Annotated in this window: 14 protein-coding genes; 1 reads left to right on the top strand and 13 read right to left on the bottom strand. The window is 45.5% G+C overall.

Annotated features, from left to right (window positions below):
- Positions 1-323: 323 nt before the first annotated feature.
- The 8 genes from ACQ5BJ_RS11820 to ACQ5BJ_RS11785 form a co-directional block, all read right to left on the bottom strand.
- Entirely contained in the window at positions 324-455 is a 132-nt protein-coding gene (locus ACQ5BJ_RS11820) for a hypothetical protein (protein WP_430109506.1), read from the bottom strand.
- Positions 456-817: 362 nt separating this feature from the next.
- Positions 818-943, bottom strand: coding sequence for a transposase (locus ACQ5BJ_RS11815; protein WP_157267213.1), 126 nt, complete (start codon positions 941-943; stop codon positions 818-820).
- The gene (locus tag ACQ5BJ_RS11810) at positions 922-1182 is read right to left on the bottom strand and encodes a transposase (protein WP_430109509.1); all 261 of its coding nucleotides are present in this window, start codon (positions 1180-1182) and stop codon (positions 922-924) included. The genes ACQ5BJ_RS11815 and ACQ5BJ_RS11810 overlap by 22 nt, the downstream gene beginning before the upstream one ends.
- A 6-nt stretch (positions 1183-1188) precedes the next feature.
- Positions 1189-1536, bottom strand: a complete 348-nt coding sequence (locus ACQ5BJ_RS11805) for a winged helix-turn-helix domain-containing protein (RefSeq protein WP_005550247.1) — start codon at positions 1534-1536, stop codon at positions 1189-1191.
- Positions 1537-1638: 102 nt separating this feature from the next.
- Positions 1639-4803, bottom strand: a complete 3165-nt coding sequence (locus ACQ5BJ_RS11800) for a collagenase (protein WP_430109512.1) — start codon at positions 4801-4803, stop codon at positions 1639-1641.
- Positions 4804-5200: 397 nt separating this feature from the next.
- On the bottom strand, positions 5201-5572 hold the full coding sequence (locus ACQ5BJ_RS11795) for a LytTR family DNA-binding domain-containing protein (protein ID WP_005550248.1): 372 nt from the start codon (positions 5570-5572) through the stop codon (positions 5201-5203).
- A gap of 196 nt (positions 5573-5768) precedes the next feature.
- Entirely contained in the window at positions 5769-8933 is a 3165-nt protein-coding gene (locus ACQ5BJ_RS11790) for a collagenase (RefSeq protein ID WP_430109515.1), read from the bottom strand.
- A 397-nt stretch (positions 8934-9330) separates the two neighbouring features.
- A complete protein-coding gene (locus ACQ5BJ_RS11785; protein ID WP_430109517.1) occupies positions 9331-9789 on the bottom strand; it encodes a GNAT family N-acetyltransferase in 459 nt (152 codons plus the stop codon).
- Positions 9790-10565: 776 nt separating this feature from the next.
- On the opposite strand from ACQ5BJ_RS11785, the gene ACQ5BJ_RS11780 reads away from it, so the two are divergent.
- Positions 10566-11192, top strand: a complete 627-nt coding sequence (locus ACQ5BJ_RS11780; RefSeq protein WP_005550253.1) for a glycoside hydrolase family 25 protein — start codon at positions 10566-10568, stop codon at positions 11190-11192.
- A 278-nt stretch (positions 11193-11470) separates the two neighbouring features.
- On the opposite strand, the gene ACQ5BJ_RS11775 is transcribed toward ACQ5BJ_RS11780, so the two are convergent.
- The 5 genes from ACQ5BJ_RS11775 to ACQ5BJ_RS11755 all read right to left on the bottom strand — a co-directional run bounded on the left by ACQ5BJ_RS11775 (position 11471) and on the right by ACQ5BJ_RS11755 (position 17688).
- Positions 11471-12370, bottom strand: a complete 900-nt coding sequence (locus tag ACQ5BJ_RS11775; protein ID WP_171418456.1) for a chitosanase — start codon at positions 12368-12370, stop codon at positions 11471-11473.
- A gap of 309 nt (positions 12371-12679) precedes the next feature.
- Complete coding sequence (locus ACQ5BJ_RS11770; RefSeq protein WP_430109520.1) at positions 12680-14350, bottom strand: glycerol-3-phosphate dehydrogenase/oxidase; 1671 nt, start codon at positions 14348-14350, stop codon at positions 12680-12682.
- Positions 14351-14526: 176 nt separating this feature from the next.
- Entirely contained in the window at positions 14527-16017 is a 1491-nt protein-coding gene (gene glpK / locus ACQ5BJ_RS11765) for a glycerol kinase GlpK (protein WP_040736681.1), read from the bottom strand.
- Positions 16018-16152: 135 nt separating this feature from the next.
- Entirely contained in the window at positions 16153-16953 is an 801-nt protein-coding gene (locus tag ACQ5BJ_RS11760; protein ID WP_197267635.1) for an MIP/aquaporin family protein, read from the bottom strand.
- A gap of 183 nt (positions 16954-17136) precedes the next feature.
- Positions 17137-17688, bottom strand: a complete 552-nt coding sequence (locus ACQ5BJ_RS11755) for a glycerol-3-phosphate responsive antiterminator (protein WP_005550259.1) — start codon at positions 17686-17688, stop codon at positions 17137-17139.
- Positions 17689-17877: the final 189 nt, after the last annotated feature.

Below are 17877 nucleotides of genomic sequence, written 5' to 3'. Positions count from 1 at the left end.
CACCGCACTACAAGCTACTTGTTATGTCTCCTTATGACCAATAACGTGCCGTAACATCGGTTATTGCCAGTCAGGTATTGTTTCATCTTCATCAATATCATTGATAGTGTTAATTTGTTATAAAAAAAACGACATATATCACGTTCAAATGATACTCCTGTTCATAAACTTTGTCAATAGTTGTCAGATGCTTTGTCATTAGATGTCAAAACTTTTGTCAATTGGTGTCAGAATATGGTTTGAAACTGTAAATATAGTCTGTTACAGTTCTTTTAGTGACTGAGTGATACTCACATACTTTATGCAAAGGGTATTTCCGGACGTTACCATATTCTCCAGTCCTGACGGAGCAGCGAGATTGCCCAAACGATTGGCGGAATGTTGTTCTCTCCGTTCTTTCTTGGCATCGTCATTGCCAGTTGTTTAGTCGGCGGTGTCTCCGCCCAAATGGGCATATCACGCTTGCTATTTGCAATGGAGTGAGACCGGATGCTGCCAAACAAGGTTTTCGGTTATCTGCATCCGACAACGGGTATCGCTGCTATTCTAATTTACGCTCATAGAGTTTAGAACGCAACATTGTCATAGCTTGTGTATTCGCTCATTTTTTTTACAAACTTTCTCAACATATTTGGCAAAAATGCGTAGGTATCGAAGAGATAATCAATCCGCAAAAAATGTTGCCCTCAAATTATATAAGTTGAACAATGATTTACTAATTGTCCTGATTCCATCCAAATGTAAAGTCGGTCAATGATTTTGATAGGATCAAGCATAATGTTGTTCATAAAAACTTTCACATTTTTGCAGATGTCATCTACGGTGTGCAGAACACGTTATTAATGACATCGGATTTCAGCCACTTCCAAAGCCCTTCTGCAATATTGAGTTGCGAGCTGTACGGAGGAAAAAATATAAAGTTTAAGCGAGGATACTCATCCAAAAAAGGGCGAATCGGTTTGGCGTGTAATGGATACGGGCATTATCTAAAACTATCACGATTTTACCAGTCGGGTAGGCCTCCAGAACTTGCTTGAGGATTTTTAAAAACGTTGCAGCAGTGTATTCTTCATCTTCGCACCAAATGATCTTGCCAGTCACATGATCTACCGAGGCAAGTAATTTCTTACCACGATGCTTACCTGTTATTTGAATGATGCGCTGCTGCCCTTTGGCAAACAAAGTCCGCTATAAAGCTTGATAATCACGAATCATGCTCTCATCCTCAAACAGTAAGTGATCTATTTCGCCATTATCGAAATTTTTTAACCCTGGAAAAGTTCCTTCGACAAATTCTTTTTGTTTTTCTTCATCAGCAGCTTCTAAGGTATAAGTTGGTTTCGTATAGCTCATGTCCAACCGGTGCATAAGCTTAGATACACCACGATTCACATAAGAAGACCCGAACTCACGGAGGACATACGATGCATTGATCCCCAAAGTCCAGTTGAACTTTGCTGTATAGCCTACTTCATGCGGCACATGATCGATAATGGTCTGTTTGAGCTGGATTTGATGAATCGAATTGTGTTTCATGCTTTCCCCTTCAAAGCAACGCTTAGCACGAAAAAAAGCGTGCCGCTCAGTTATGAGTGACACGCTTTGCCGTTAACGATAACCTAACATCGGTAACCTATATTATTGAATTTGGAGCTTGTAGTGAACATCCTCATTGGCTAACTTGTACACATATAAATGATACCGGCCAGGCTCTGCCTCGACTTGACCCTTCATCCAATTTCCATCGATATCGACAGGATACAGAACCTGCTCATTATCGCCCTCGCGGTACAATACCCAATTAACGTGTTCGCCCTGTTGCTTTTCCAATCCAATGTTCAACGAGGTTGGCTTGTCCAAGTCAATCATGAACACATCCTGCTGGTCGTCTCCTTCAAGCGTTCCATTTACCATCCGGCCTAATGGCACCGGTCCGTTAGCCATGTCAGGCGCATCATTCGGTTCAGACTCCTCAAATAAAGACACCTCTGATTCCGGCTGTTGCTGCGCTTCCGACTTAACAGACAGACGATACGACTGATCTCCATCTGTTGCCGCATATACGTGCAAATAATAGGTTCCCGGCTCGGAAACGGATATAGAGCCAGCTAAGCTGTTCCCTTCCCTTTTAGTCGGATAGGCCTTATAATTGTCCGGGTCAGACTCATGGAATAGCACCCAAGCTACTCCCTGTTCCTGCGCCGATTCCAATTCGATTGTCCATTCCCCTGCCTGTTTCGCGTCAAAACGATAAATATCCACCACATCATTTTTACTCAATTTACCGGAAATCGTTTTTCCTGTATCGTCGAGGCGTACAGCTTTTTTCCATGTATCGTTTGGCTCAGAATCCGCTGTATCTTGTTGATCGCCGTCTTTATCCCCATTGTTGCCTTCGTTGCCGTTTCCGGGATTGGTACCGCCATCCGGCAATTCTACATCCCCGCCGTCTGCACCTTCGGGAAGCTTGCCATCGAACACAACATCATATACAAAATTGCCTTCATCATTAACACGATAATTAGTAAAGTATGCCGTAAGCGTCTTGTATCCGTTCCATGGTTTGTCTGACAAAGCTTGCAGGAAGCCATCCGTCAACTTGTTCATCGTCTGCCAGTCTTGTTCTACTCCTGCAGAAGCACCGCCGACATAAGTGCCGCGCAGTTCGTACGACTTGAACAAGTGGGAATTACTTTTCTTAACGCTTCTGTTGCTCAGCCCAGCCAAGTTCGTGATCTCATCGTAGATTTCAAGTTCCGGCTTTGGCTCTACTGCTTGCAAATAGTCATCAGACACAAGCGGTACCGATAATTTGTTATAGCGTGCAACCTTCTCTTCAATGGAGCGTTGATACGATTCGTTCAAGCGAGCATCACTGCTTATGGATGCGAGTTGCTGCTCATAAGCATCCCCATCATTGTTCCGGATCGCACGATGAATCCGATCCATTGCCGTGAAATCATGATGATATAAATAATCGTAAAGTGCAAAAGAATAATTATAAAACTGCCCGGATCCATATTTCGAATTTACGGTATCCGATACAGTGAAGCGCTGCCCTGGCTCATCCCTAACCAAATAGCCGACAACCGACTTGCGGGGCTGAATACCCTCCATTCGCGTGGCGCCAGCGAAGAATTCAGCTCCCCCTTCATCGAACCATTGCATGCGTCCGCCTTGATACAAAGGCCCTTGGCCAAACATGCCAGGTATCTCAAAGCGTGCTTGCAAATAATGCGTGAACTCGTGCCGGAACAACTCCTCCAAACTATAAATGCTTTGAGCTTCCGTGCGATCATATGTAGCGAAGGTACCGTCCCCTTCGATGTAAATGCCGCCGTTGTCCGTAGGATATCCGTACAAAAACCGGTTCATGTTATATTCATATGGACTGTTATAAATAACGATCGTAAGCACATCGTCCGGATTTCCTACCTCTAACGGCTTATCATTGCCGATGACCCGGTGGAATTGGGCCTTTACTTCCTTCGCCGCCCAATATAGGCGTTGAAGCTGCTCTTGGGTCAATTGGCCCCCCGCCCGAATCACAAACTGGCCGTCATCGAACTCAACTCGCTGCGGCAAATAATGTTCCTTCCCGCGCTGCTTCAGTTCGTCTATATCAACCCGGTTGCCGTAAGCATCCTTCTCATCGTAATTATGTGCAATCTGATCGGCTGCTTCGAAATAGAGCTCCCCAAGCTTCGGCTTCGTCTGCATCACGTTCGTCAGTACCCGGTTCGCTTTCTGTGGGTCGCTATGATAATGCCCAAGCGCGCCAGAATAGGAAATCGCATTGAGGGTCAGCCATTCCTTATCCTCTGCTGTGGAACCTTCGCTCCCCAGACGGAATAATTGCTCCAAATATCCGTCGATGTTGCCCTTGAATTCGGCCTTCTGATCCGGCTCAGTCATGCGATACATCAGAACATACCAAACACCCTGGATTACGTCGTAGAGGGCCGTTCCTGATAAGGAATCACCACCCAATTGCTCTTGTCGATCATTAAAGTCTGACAAAAGCCCAGTCAACCGGTTGACGATATACGCATCGACCGTGACGTCAGAAATCAGATTGCCCGTTGCCGAAATAACTGAACGCTGAACTTCATTTCCCCAAGTAAAGGACGGATTATCAACAATCGCCTTCATAGCAGGCAGCATTTTCTCACGGAAATCCAGCTCATTAAGGCGACTCAGCTCCTTATTGTAGTACCCCAGGTACACACCGGAACGCAGTACCTCTATCAGCGTTGGAATGCCTTGCGTATCCTCGGTCGTAAATCGTCTTGCGCTCTCCTCCAGCCGATCAATGAGCGCTTGCATGCGATTTTCGTCCGAATAAAAACGACGTGTGTTCTCATTAAATTTGAATAGTTCAGGAATATTTTTCCAATCAATACTTACCAGCAAATCTGTAAGCTCCTCATACGACATCGCACTCAAGTCAGCCATGCTGTATGTGGACTGCCCTCTTATGCTCTTCAAAGCTTGAGCAGGAGGCTCCGGGATCCCTGAAGCTTCAGACTGTTCTGTCATCGGCAGCCTTCCTTCGATACCAAGCGGCAAATCAGATACAGAAGGATCTTGCTTTGCGATTACATTGTGAATTCCAAACTGAGCGGCATCTTCACGAACCTGTAGTCCTCGCTCCTCAGCCGCTGCGAAGCCCGCTGTACTCCCCGTCGCGACAGTGGCCGCCAATAGAATTGAAGTCCACTTCATCCATGCTCGTTGTTTCATCTGCTCTTTCATCTGTTGTTTCTTCTGTTTTTTCGTTAGTTGTTTCGTCTGTTGCTTCATCTGCAGTCTATCCCCCATGTGTATTTGTTTACGTTCACGATTGATGAACGATACACCTAATATCGGTTTCATACAGAGCTGCAGTCATGCATCTAAAATCCTATTTTTATTACTGCATAGCACTTTCGAATCACTCACATGTTCCCGAATTTAGGAAAATGAACATCATGTTTCATCCCTCAGAAACCTACACAAGGGCGTTTCGACTCATTTCACTATGATTGTCGAATTTTGCAAATGAAGAGGAAACCACTCTAAAAAAAGATCATACAAAATCAGTTTTCTTTTCATTTAACTAGAAGAATATCCATTGAATATATCATAAATTCCGTGGAAATGAGTTGGATTTTATCTTTTTTGGAAAAAATAATAGGCAGCTCTCCGCTGCCCTATATTACTATATTAAGTTTTTCCGATAGATTCGTTTATAACCACCTTCCAGTAGCAGCGCTGATTCTACAAACTCCCAACCTTGTCTCTCGTAAAATCCAATATAATTCGTATTCAAATATAAACTGTCATATCCGAGCCGCTTTGCCTCTTGTACAACAATGCTAGATTTAGATGCACGGAAAAACTTCTTGCCCTCAACTACCTGTTCGAGCTCGTACAGCTTCTGTTTCGATTCAAACACCTTATCCCTGCAATACATAAATACTTTGTTATCCACTGATTCAAAATAGTACACATCGCTGAGCTTGATTTGGTGAATCATATCCCAGCCCATGAGCATCTTATTTTTTACTTTTATCCGACCTATCAGACTCATGATTTCATCATTGACTTCATGACATCATATAATAATCTCTTCTTCCTAACCTAAAGGCAGATTGAATCGTTCCATGCTTCCCCCTTCAAAGCAAACGCTTGATAAACGAAAAAAGCGTGCCGCTCAATTAAGAGTGACACGCTTTGCCGTTAACGACAGCCGTATATGGAACCGACTGACAGCATTTGAAATTATATTATTGAATTTCGAGCTTGTAACGAACATCCTCATCGGCAAATTTATACACATACAAATGATACCGTCCAGGCTCCGCCTTCACTTCACCCTTCATCCAATTTCCGTCCATATCAACAGGATACAGAACCTGCTCATTATCGCCTTCACGGTACAATACCCAATTTACGTGTTCGCCCTGCTGCTTTTCCAATCCAATGTTCAACGAGGTTGGCTGGTCCAAGTCAATCATGAACACATCCTGCTTGTCGTCTCCTTCAAGCGTTCCATTTACCGTCCGGCCTAATGGCACCGGTCCGTTAGCCATGTCAGGCGCATCATTCGGTTCAGTCTCCTCAAATAAAGACACTTCTGATTCAGGCTGTTGCTGCGCTTCCGACTTAACAGACAGACGATACGACTGATCTCCATCTGTTGCCGCATATACGTGCAAATAATAGGTTCCCGGCTCGGAAACGGATATAGAGCCAGCTAAGCTGTTCCCTTCCCTTTTAGTCGGATAGGCCTTATAATTGTCCGGGTCAGACTCATGGAATAGCACCCAAGCTACTCCCTGTTCCTGCGCTGATTCCAATTCGATCGTCCATTCCCCTGCCTGCTTCGCGTCAAAACGATAAATATCCAGCGCATCTTTATTACTCAATTTACCGGAAATCGTTTTTCCTGTATCGTCGAGGCGAACAGCTTTTTTCCATGTATCGTTTGGCTCACGATCCGCTGTATCTTGTTGATCGCCGCCTTTATCCCCACTGTTGCCTTCGTTGCCGTTTCCGGGATTGGTGCCGCCGTCCGGCAATCCTACATCCCCGCCGTCTGCACCTTCTGGAAGCTTGCCATTGAACACAACATCATAAACGAAATTGCCTTCATCATTAACACGATAATTAGTAAAGTATGCCGTAAGCGTTTTGTATCCGTTCCATGGTTTGTCTGACAAAGCTTGCAGGAAGCCATCCGTCAACTTGTTCATCGTCTGCCAGTCTTGTTCTACTCCTGCAGAAGCACCCCCGACATAAGTGCCGCGCAGCTCGTACGATTTGAACAAGCCAGAATTACTTTTCTTAACGCTTCTGTTGCTCAGTCCAGCCAAGTTCGTGATCTCATCGTAGATTTCAAGTTCCGGCTTCGGCTCTACTGCTTTCAAATAGTCGTCAGACACAAGCGGTACCGATAATTCGCCATAGCGTGCAACCTTCTCTTCAATGGAGCGTTGATACGATTCGTTCAAGCTTGCATCACTGCTTATGGATGCGAGCTGCTGTTCATAAGCATCCCCATCATTGTTCCGGATCGCGCGATGAATCTGATCCATAGCCGTGAAATCATGATGATATAAATAATCGTATAGTGCAAAAGAATAATTATAAAATTGCCATGATCCATATTTCGAATTTACGGTATCTGATACAGTGTAGCGCTGCCCTGGCTCGTCAGCAACCAAATAGCCGACAACCGACTTGCGGGGCTGAATACCCTCCATTCGCGTGGCGCCAGCGAAGAATTCAGCTCCCCCTTCATCGAACCATTGCATGCGTCCGCCTTGATACAAAGGCCCTTGGCCAAACATGCCAGGTACCTCAAAGCGTGCTTGCAAATAATGCGTGAACTCGTGCCGGAACAACTCCTCCAAACTATAAATGCTTTGAGCTTCCGTGCGATCATATGTAAAGAAGGTACCGTCCCCTTCGATGTAAATGCCGCCGTTGTCCGTACTATATCCGTACAATAACCGGTTCATTTTATATTCATCTGGATTGTTATAAATAACGATCGTAAGCACATCGTCCGGATTTCCTGCCTCTAACGGCTTGTCATTCCCGATCACCCGGTGGAATTGGGCCTTCACTTCTTTCGCTGCCCAATATAGGCGTTGAAGCTGCTCTTGGGTCAATTGGCCCCCCGCCCGGATCACAAACTGGCCGTCATCGAACTCAACTCGCTGCGGCAAATAATGTTCCTTCCCGCGCTGCTTCAGTTCATCTATATCAACCCGGTTGCCGTAAGCATCCTTCTCATCGTAATTCCGTGCAATCTGATCGGCTGCTACGAAATAGAGCTCCCCAAGCTTCGGCTTCGTCTGCATCACGTTCGTCAGTACCCGATTCGCTTTCTGCGGGTCGCTATGATAATGACCGAGCGCGCCAGAATAGTAAATCGCATTGCTGGTCAGCCATATCTTATCCTCTGCTGTGGAACCTTCGCTCCCCAGACGGAATAATTGCTCCAAATATCCGTCGATGTTGCCCTTGAATTCGGCCTTCTGATCCGGCTCGGTCATGCGATACATCAGAACATACCCGACGCCCTCTAGTACATCGTAGAATGCCTTTCCTGATAAGAAATTACCACCCAAATGGTCTATGCGATCATTAAAGTCTGACAAAAGCCCGGTCAACCGGTTGACGATATATGTATCAACCGTGACGTTAGAAATCAATCTGCCTGTTGACGAAATAACCTTATGCTGTACTTCATTTCCCCAAGTAAAGGACGGATTATCAACAATCGCCTTCATGGCAGGCAGCATTTTCTCACGGAATTCCAGCTCATTAAGGCGACTCAGCTCCTTATTGTAGTACCCCAGGTACACACCGGAACGCAGTACCTCTACCAGCGTAGGAATGCCTTGCATATCCTCGGTCGTAAATCGTCTTCCGCTCTCCTCCAGCCGATCAATGATCGCTTGCATGCGATTTTCGTCCGCATAAAAACGACGTGTGTCCTCATTAAATTTGAATAGTTCAGGAATCTTTTCCCAATCAATACTTACCAGCAAATCTGTAAGCTCCTCATACGACATCGCACTCAAATCAGCCATGCTGTATGTGGACTGCTCGCTTATGCTCTTCAAAGCTTGAGCAGGAGGCTCCGGAATCCCTGGATCTTCAGACTGTTCTGCCACCGGCAGCCTTCCTTCGATATCAAGCGGCAAATCAGATACAGAAGGATCTTGACTTGCGATTACATTGTGAATGCCAGATTGAGCTGCATCTTCGCGAACCTGCAATCCTCGCTCCTGAGCTGCTGCGAAGCTCGCTGTACTCCCCGTCGCGACAGTGGCCGCCAACAAAATCGAAGTCCACTTCATCCATGCTCGCTGTTTCATCTGCTGTTTCATCTGTTGTTTCTTTTGTTTTTTCGTCAGTTGTTTCGTCTGTTGCTTCATCTGCAGTCTATCCCCCATGTGTATTTGTTTACGTTCACGATAGATGAACGATAAACTTAATATCGGCATCACACAGCGCTACAGTCATGCATCGATATTCCTGATTTTCTTTGAGCATAGCACTTTCGGCTCAGCGATATCTTCCCGGAATTAGGACGAAGACCATACAAAATCGTATCTCGAAAACCTTTACAAGGGCGTTTTCACCCATTTCACCATGAATGTCGAATTTTGCAAAAGAAGAGGCAGCCACTTTAAAAAAGAGCAAACAAAATTACTTCCTTTTCATCTAACTAGTGAAAATATCCTTTGAATAGATCGTGAATTCCGGGAATTTGAGAGGAATTTTATATTTTTTGGCATAAATAAAGAGCAGAGATTTCCTCTGCCCTGTCAATTACTGAGTTAAGTCTTTCCGATAGATTCGTTTATAACCACCGTCCAGCAACGGCGCCAATTCTTCAAACACCCACCCTTGTTTTTCATAAAACCCAATGAAATCCGTGATCAAAAATAAGTTATCAAAACCCAGCCGCTTTGCTTCTTTTATGGCATGGTTTTGCAGTTCTGCCCCAACGCCCTGCCCTCTTGCTGCCTCCGTGACATATAAGCTTGCCATCCATGGGTATAAATCCTGACGGCATTTTAAATCATTCATCCATAGCGATACCGTTCCTACCGGCTGCCCGCACAGCAAGGCCACGAATGTCATCGGCACACGGTCAACATATACATGATGTTCCACTGCGTATTTAATCGCTTCGTATGGCTTTTCACTCGCCCATTGCTTCCACAGCCATTGGCTGACTTGCTCCAGTAAATCCATTCTTTCACTTAAATTGATAATTTGCAGCAAAATAAACGCTCCTTCACCTTTGAATGTTAGTTTCATTTGTCATATGTGATCCGTAATGCTGTTATTGGTTCATGAATGTTTTCGTTATCGTAACAAATCTACGGAATGGCGGACAACTCATATGTAACAAAAAATAAAGCAAATGAAGACGAAGCAGAAAACCATATAAAAAACAATATGCTATGCGCTGTAACAATTAGCGTTGAAAAGGTGACCATAAGCCAATGATCTACTAATCCGATTCCGTATAAGAGAACATCGTAATCGTACATTTGCGACTTTTCTGGATAGGATTAGTGCGGCTTTTTGATTCGTATGGAATTCCCGTTCCAAATGATTTGCGACAGTGGATTATTCATCGTATGACTCTTCTATGTGAGACATTGAGAAATGGTGCAGCCGCTGGAAATCCTGCTTTTCAAAAGATGGTTGATGAAGGACACGTAGCACACTATGAGAGTGAAATTCGGTTTGTAACCATTCATTTCGAAGATTGGAATTAGAAGCAAATTGACTCATTTAGCCTCAGTGACAATGACACATTTAGAGGAAGGAAAAAATCCCCCGCATCCAAACAACGGATGCGGGATTTTGCTGTTATCTGAAATGGGGGCTTTATCTTCCTAGGTAGTACCCATTATGTTCTTCACTTTTAAATGAGATTCTATGAAATGTGTGTGTAGGCTGATTATACATAATGTATGTCCATATTACGAATAATGAGGGTGTGCGAACATTGCAAAACATGAAAATTTTATAAGTGAAGGAGTATTCAGATGCAATCTCGGTCAGAATCGGATGTAAAAGGAATTGATGTATCACACTGGGAAGGAAAGATTGATTGGGAAAAGGTGAAGTTGGAAGGATTTCAATTTGCCTACGTCAAAGCATCGGAAAGTACATCAACGAAGGATCCCAATTTTTCTAGGAATGTTAAAGGCGCAAAGGAAGCAGGGTTATTGGTTGGAGCGTATCATTTTGCTAGACCAGATAAAAACAAGGCATCCGACGAAGCCGAGCATTTTGTATCGTTTTTAACTCAATATCCAACTGATTTGTTGCCAGTTTTAGATTTAGAGGAGCCCGAAGATCCTAAAAAGATTAGTGTCACGGCACTAGTTCAATGGGTACAATCATTCATCAATGTCGTAAAGGGGAAAACTGGGCGAGACGTAATGCTATATACAGGTAGTTGGTTCATCGATCTTTTTCAACAGTTTAATAACGCATTATCTGACCTCCCTCTATGGATTGCAAATTACAGGACAACTTCGAGTCCGCCCGACAATGGTGGATGGACAAGATGGACGATATGGCAATATAGCGAAAAAGGAAAAGTTAGCGGAATTGATGGTGATGTTGATCTGAACGTTGCAGGTTCATTAGACGAACTTAAAGGATAAAATATTTTTCTTGGGCAACAAATCACTAAGTTGATAAATGCCTGTGTTCGTTTTCGCTTGAAAAATAGTCACTATTCAAATAGATTGACCCGTGTAGCATTTTTCAATACCGTTAATAGTTATAATCGGAATGTCAATTGGGCATTCAATCAAAGGAAGCAAACTTGGCTCGGCCAAGGATTTGTTTCTTTTTGTTTTTGCAATCACACACTGGCAATGATACATTTTGATGAAGGAGAAAAATCCCGCATCCGAACAATGGACGCGGGATTTTTGACTCATTTCATTTTCCAACTGGTGACTTTTACGACCGCTTCGTCAGCGTTTTTGAGGTCTGCTTTCCCCATATCCCACAGCTGTCTCCATTGCTTTACACGGTTCTTGCCGTTAGGAGGTTGATTATATTGTCTAGTATCTACAATTTTTGTTCTCTCTTCATAAAATTTCTTCATAAATGTCTTCTCGTCGCTACTTTTGCCAGAACGGGACAAAAGGCCCTCAAGTGTTCCAGAATCTCCAGTAGCCCCCTGATTTAAGGCTGTATCGACAAAGGAACCGATCGTTAGAGCAGAATTGAAACCGCGTTTACGCGCTTGCTCCACGCTGTATTTTATGTAAACCTTATAAAAGGTTTGCCAGATTGCCTCTCTCCACGCGTCATTGTTTTGCAATTTTTTGATTTTGCCGCAGAACACTTTTTCGCTGTCTTTAATTTCCAATATTCTCCCCTTCATCGACCCGTTAACACCAATTCGGGACAGGCCGCCTTCGACTGAAGGATTTGAAGCTCCGCTGGCAGCGTCGAATTCCTTGAACAGAGTTGGGCCGTCCGGATAATTGTCGTTGCTCCCTCCTGTAGTGGCTCCAAATATGCCAATGGTATACCCGCGCTTGTCTTTAATATTCTCACAGTACCCATAGAACTCGGTCCAGTTGAGCGAGTCCTGCTCGGGCTTGTTAATGAGCTTCATAATATTGTTCCACTGCTCGCCATCAAGCCCTGTACTGGCACGAAGGAACTTCAGCGTCTTCGGTGAAAAATTGTCATCGTGAGAACTTGCAGCAGAAGCCTTCGATGACAGCAGAGCACTTACTCCGGACAAGGAAACAAGCAAAGAAAATGTGAGCAGGACGGCCATTAATTTTGTCCTTTTCATAATTGGCTTTTCGTTGAACATACCAGTAGCACCTCCAAAAATAATGGGTTAAAGCGAAACTCCAAACGCAACTTCAAACGAATTTCATCTCCTTTCTTCAAGATCGAAAAATGATGCAATGTTGCTTGATTTGCTGTTGCTCTTCGGCATGCCACCCTGAATATTATGAAGCTATGTCAAAAAGAATTCTTTACTTATTTGTGAAATATGGAAAAAGACGGGAGATAAAAATCCCCCGCCTTCTTCCTTTAAACGTTATTCTTCATTACACTTCCCGCTGGAATATGGTTCTGACAATAGCCCCGTTTCATTTGCAAACACACTGAACCATTAATTCGCTTCCGCCTGTGGAACAACGGCTTGATGCAGTGCGGTGTCGAGCTCCGCTGCATATTGATTGCACTGTTCTTCCGTCCAGCCAAACGCAGAAGCCATGTAGACAATGACCGGCTGCTTCCAATCTCGTACCCACTGTATGTTAAAGAAGAGTGCACCCGTGCGTCGAATGAAGAAGTCCACAGGCTTTAATGTCATTTCTTCTTCCATGGCATATACGAGGGGGACAAGCACTTCTAGCGGAAGACCGCTTTGTTCCGTCTTGCTCCGATAACGATCCGCCAGGTCGAAGATCCTATCCACGTTAGAGCCGTACATACGCGCCCAGCGCTTGGCTAGTGCCCCATCAAGCCCATTTCGTACGCCTTCATTCATTTTGCTTTCCACGAAGCTCGGGAAATCGGCGGAACCGCCTACATGCCCGCCTGATATGGGCATCTGCTTCGTCTTTGCAGCTGTATACGTCATTCCTTCTTCTTGGCTGAGCAGCTTCATGACCAAATCAACGATCATTTCAGCCATTTTTCGATATCCAGTCAGCTTGCCGCCTGCAATCGTAATCAATCCTGATGGAGATTGCCAAATCTCATCTCTGCGGGAAATCTCGGATGCATTTTTTCCTTCTTCATAGATGAGCGGCCTTACCCCCGCCCAGCTCGATTCAACATCGTCTGCGGTAAGCTGAAGCGAAGGGAACATATATTGAATCGCCTTCATGATATAGTCCCGGTCTGCCTTCGTCATGACGGGATGAACCGGGTCTGCCTTATAAAACGTATCCGTTGTGCCTACGTACGTTTTTCCGTCGCGCGGAATTGCGAATACCATTCGGCCGTCCGGCGTATCGAAGTATATCGCTTGCTTGAGCGGAAACTTCGACTGATCGATGACGAGATGCACCCCTTTGGACAGCTGAAGATGCTTGCCTGTCTTAGAATGATCCTTATTGCGAAGCTCATCAACCCAAGGGCCTGCCGCATTGATGATCTTCTTGGCACGGAATTCGAACGCTTCCCCATCCAATTGATCAACCACCCGAACACCTACAATTTTTCCATTTTCATATAAAAATGAATCCACCTTCATATAGTTCAGAGCCATGGCTCCATTCCGAACGGCTTCCTTCATGACTTCAATCGTCAACCGCGCGTCGTCAGTCCGATATTCTACATAATAACCGCCACCCAAGAGCCCTTCCTGCTTCAACAGCGGCTCGCGGCTAAGCGTCTCTTGTTCAGATAGCATGCGGCGTCGCTCGCTGCGCTTAACACCAGCCAGAAAATCGTAAACACGCAACCCGATACCGGTGCTGAATTTGCCGAACGTTCCGCCGCGATGAAGCGGCAGCAGCATCCACTCTGGCGTGGTGACATGCGGTCCGTTTTCATATACAATGGCACGCTCCTTGCCGACTTCAGCTACCGTCTTCACATCAAATTGCTTCAAGTAGCGGAGACCGCCATGCACCAGCTTCGTCGAACGGCTAGACGTCCCTGAGGCGAAGTCCTGCATCTCGAATAATGCAGTTCTTAATCCTCTCGTTGTCGCATCCAACGCAATCCCTGCGCCGGTGATCCCTCCTCCAATAACGATCACGTCAAGCGGCTTCTGTCCCATTGCTTGTACGATAGATTTGCGCTTCATAGCGGAAAAGACAGTTGTCATATGATAACCTCCCTCGTCGTAAAGACGGCATGAAAGTAAGTAATCGCCTATTGCTCACATCGAAAACAAAAAAACCGCAATAACACTTAAGTCATAGACTAAGTGCAATTGCGGTTCTCAATTCTCCAACCGAATTTAAATATTAACTTATTTAAAATTGTAGCATATTCGTGCGCTTATTTAAATACTTTTGTTGCCTCAATGGCTTTGCCCCATCCGGAATACAAGGCATTGCGGCGTTCTTCCGGCATGGACGGTGCAAAGGTACGATCAATGCTCCATTGCGCCGCTATCTCGTCCCGGTCGCTCCAGTATCCCACAGCCAAACCAGCAAGGTATGCCGCGCCAAGTGCCGTTGTTTCAAATACTTGCGGGCATTCCACCGGTACGCCCAGCATGTCGCTCTGGAACTGCATCAGGAAATTGTTTTGAATTGCTCCTCCATCCACACGCAGCTTGGTCAGCTTGATGGATGAGTCGGCCTCCATCGCAGTCAATACGTCCTTCGTTTGATAAGCCAGCGATTCCAATGTCGCGCGAATGAAGTGTTCTTTCGAAGTGCCGCGCGTCAGGCCGAAGATCGCGCCTTTCACCTCGCTGTCCCAGTACGGCGTACCTAATCCGACGAAGGCTGGAACAACGTACACGCCGTCTGTTGACTCCACCTTGCTTGCATACAACTCACTATCCTTGGATTCCTTAATCATGCGCAAGCCGTCGCGAAGCCATTGAACAGCGGAGCCTGCAACGAATACGCTTCCTTCCAGCGCATACTCCACTTTGCCGTCAATGCCCCAAGCGATCGTCGTTAGAAGCCCATGAGAGGACTTCACTGCCTGCTCGCCAGTATTCATCAACATGAAGCAGCCTGTTCCGTACGTATTTTTGGCCATCCCCTGCTGGAAGCATGCTTGCCCGAACAGCGCCGCCTGTTGATCTCCCGCAGCGCCCGCAATCGGAATTTCCTCACCGAAGAAATGGAAGTCTACCGTTTTACCGTATACTTCGGAAGAAGAACGCACCTCTGGAAGCATCTGCTTCGGAATCGTCAGCAGCTCCAGCAATTCATCATCCCACTTCAGCTCATGTATATTGTACATAAGGGTACGGGAAGCGTTGCTATAATCGGTTACATGCACATTACCGCCCGTGAGCTTCCAGATAAGCCATGTATCGATCGTCCCGAACAATAGATCGCCCCGCTCTGCCTTTTCACGCGCACCAGGGACATTATCGAGAATCCATTTGACCTTGGTTCCTGAGAAATAGGAATCGATGAGAAGCCCCGTCTTGGAACGGAACAATTCCCCATAGCCTGCCTCCTGCAATTCATCGCAGATGTACTTCGTTTGTCTTGATTGCCATACGATCGCATTATATACCGGACGGCCGGATTCCTTATCCCACACGACGGTCGTCTCGCGCTGGTTCGTAATACCGATGCCCGCAATTTGTTTCGGCTTCACGCCCGATTCAATGAGGCATGTCGCGATGACAGCCAATATCGTACCCCATATTTCTTGTGCGTTGTGCTCTACCCAACCCGGCTCAGGGAAAATTTGCGTAAATTCCTTTTGGGCAACATGGACAATATGTCCTTCTTTATTGAACAAGATGGCTCTGGAGCTCGTTGTGCCTTGGTCAAGAGATAAGATGTACTTTTCCATATCAAATTCCCCCGTATACAATAGTGAATTCCTATCCGTTGAATCATCAATATTCATTCCATCGTGCTCCATTTAAGAGGATTGAGTGAACATGCACAGCACGGAAAATTGTTGACTATAACCTAAAGGAAGAACTTACCGAACAGCATTTTTTCTAGACAAGAACAACGAAAATACAAGGATAGCAAGTGCGGTACCCGCTACTGCCCATATTACTGTATCTGACTGGCCTAAAAATACGTTTTTATAAAACAGTCCACCGAGCGAACCTCCAAGCACCGGTCCAACGACGGGTATCCAGGCATATTTCCAATTGGAACCTCCCTTTCCTGCGATCGGCAGCAGCATGTGCGCGATTCGCGGCCCCAGGTCGCGTGCCGGGTTGATGGCATATCCTGTTGTTCCTCCCAACGACAACCCTATGCTGACAATAAGAAATCCAACTACCAGTGGATTCAAACCATCCGTGAACTTGTTGGCGCCAATCGCCAAAATACCAAGAACCAAAATGAATGTACCGATCATTTCACTAATTAAGTTGGAGAATGGATGATACACAGCTGGACTTGTCGCAAACACACCCAGCTTCGCACCCTGATCCTCCGTCAGTTTCCAGTGCGGCAAATAATGCAGAAATACAAGAACAGCTCCCACAATAGCGCCAAGCATCTGTGCCGCTATGTACGACGGTACATCAGCCCAAGGGAAATTTCCAATAAAAGCGAGCCCCAATGTAAGTGCCGGGTTGAGATGCGCTCCGCTTATCGAACCTACGGAATACGCCGCAACCGCGACGGCCAAGCCCCATCCCATCGAAATGACGATCCAGCCCGAGTTTGCGGCATACGATTTCTTTAGCGATACCCCTGCACATACTCCCCCGCCGAGTGCAATCAGTATCATGGTTCCAATAAATTCTCCCCAAAACGCCGACATAATGACCCCTCCTGTTGTTCATTTCTGTTCAGAAAACGCAAAAAGATCTACGCTCAAGCACACGTCATATCCTCTGCAAGCAGAGATGACAACGCGTTTGAAAGTAGATCTCCAAGTCTCCGTAACAGTATTAACTTGATTCAAATTTTATTTAAATTTGTAAGCGTTGTCAATTATTTTTTTTTAATTTCTTGTCCATAATTTTGTATTGGAGGTCGTAACTGCCTCTGCACCAGCTTGCAAAGCGAGCTCCACATCTTCATGCGTCGTGATGAAGCCACCAGCCAAAATCGGAAGGCTCGTCCTATCTTTAACTTTGCGAATGACGCTCGGCATGCCGCCAGGCAATACTTCAATGACATCGGGCTGCGTCGTTTGCAGCAGCTTACAGCTTTTCTCCAGCGCACTATTGTCGATAAGGAAGATACGCTGTACAGCCACAACACCTTTTTGCTTCGCTTTTTGAATGACGCTGGATTTTGTCGACATTATCCCATACGGCCGATATTCCTGGCATAGATACTCTGTCGCGTGCGCATCACTTTGAAGTCCTTGGATTAGGTCGATATGCAAAAATAATTTCTTGTTGGCCTGATGTACCATGCTGCAGGCATGCTTAAGCTGAGCGATATGGACATCGAGCAGAACCAAATATTCGTACGGTGACGCTATGGCTCTCTCTAAGTCTTTCATTTGCCTCGATGCAGGTAATATTCGTTGTTCATAAAAATTCATTACACAAACCCCTTTGGTTGAATCGATCTCATGTTATTCCTATGCTGCATTTATTCTAGTCATACCTTCCCAATAGTAAGTATGATTCTTATCATATGCAAGTATTTTCTTGTTCGGGACGGTCACGCATCCACATGAAGGCAAACAAGAAAAGGAAAGGAACCTCTGAATAAGATCAGAGATTCCTTG

This window comes from Paenibacillus sp. B1-35, from assembly GCF_050474385.1.
In the GTDB taxonomy this organism is placed as follows: Bacteria; Bacillota; Bacilli; order Paenibacillales; family Paenibacillaceae; genus Paenibacillus_B; species Paenibacillus_B alvei.
The sequence above is the reverse complement of the archived record's forward strand: the minus strand, read 5'-3'. Positions and strand labels throughout refer to the sequence as shown.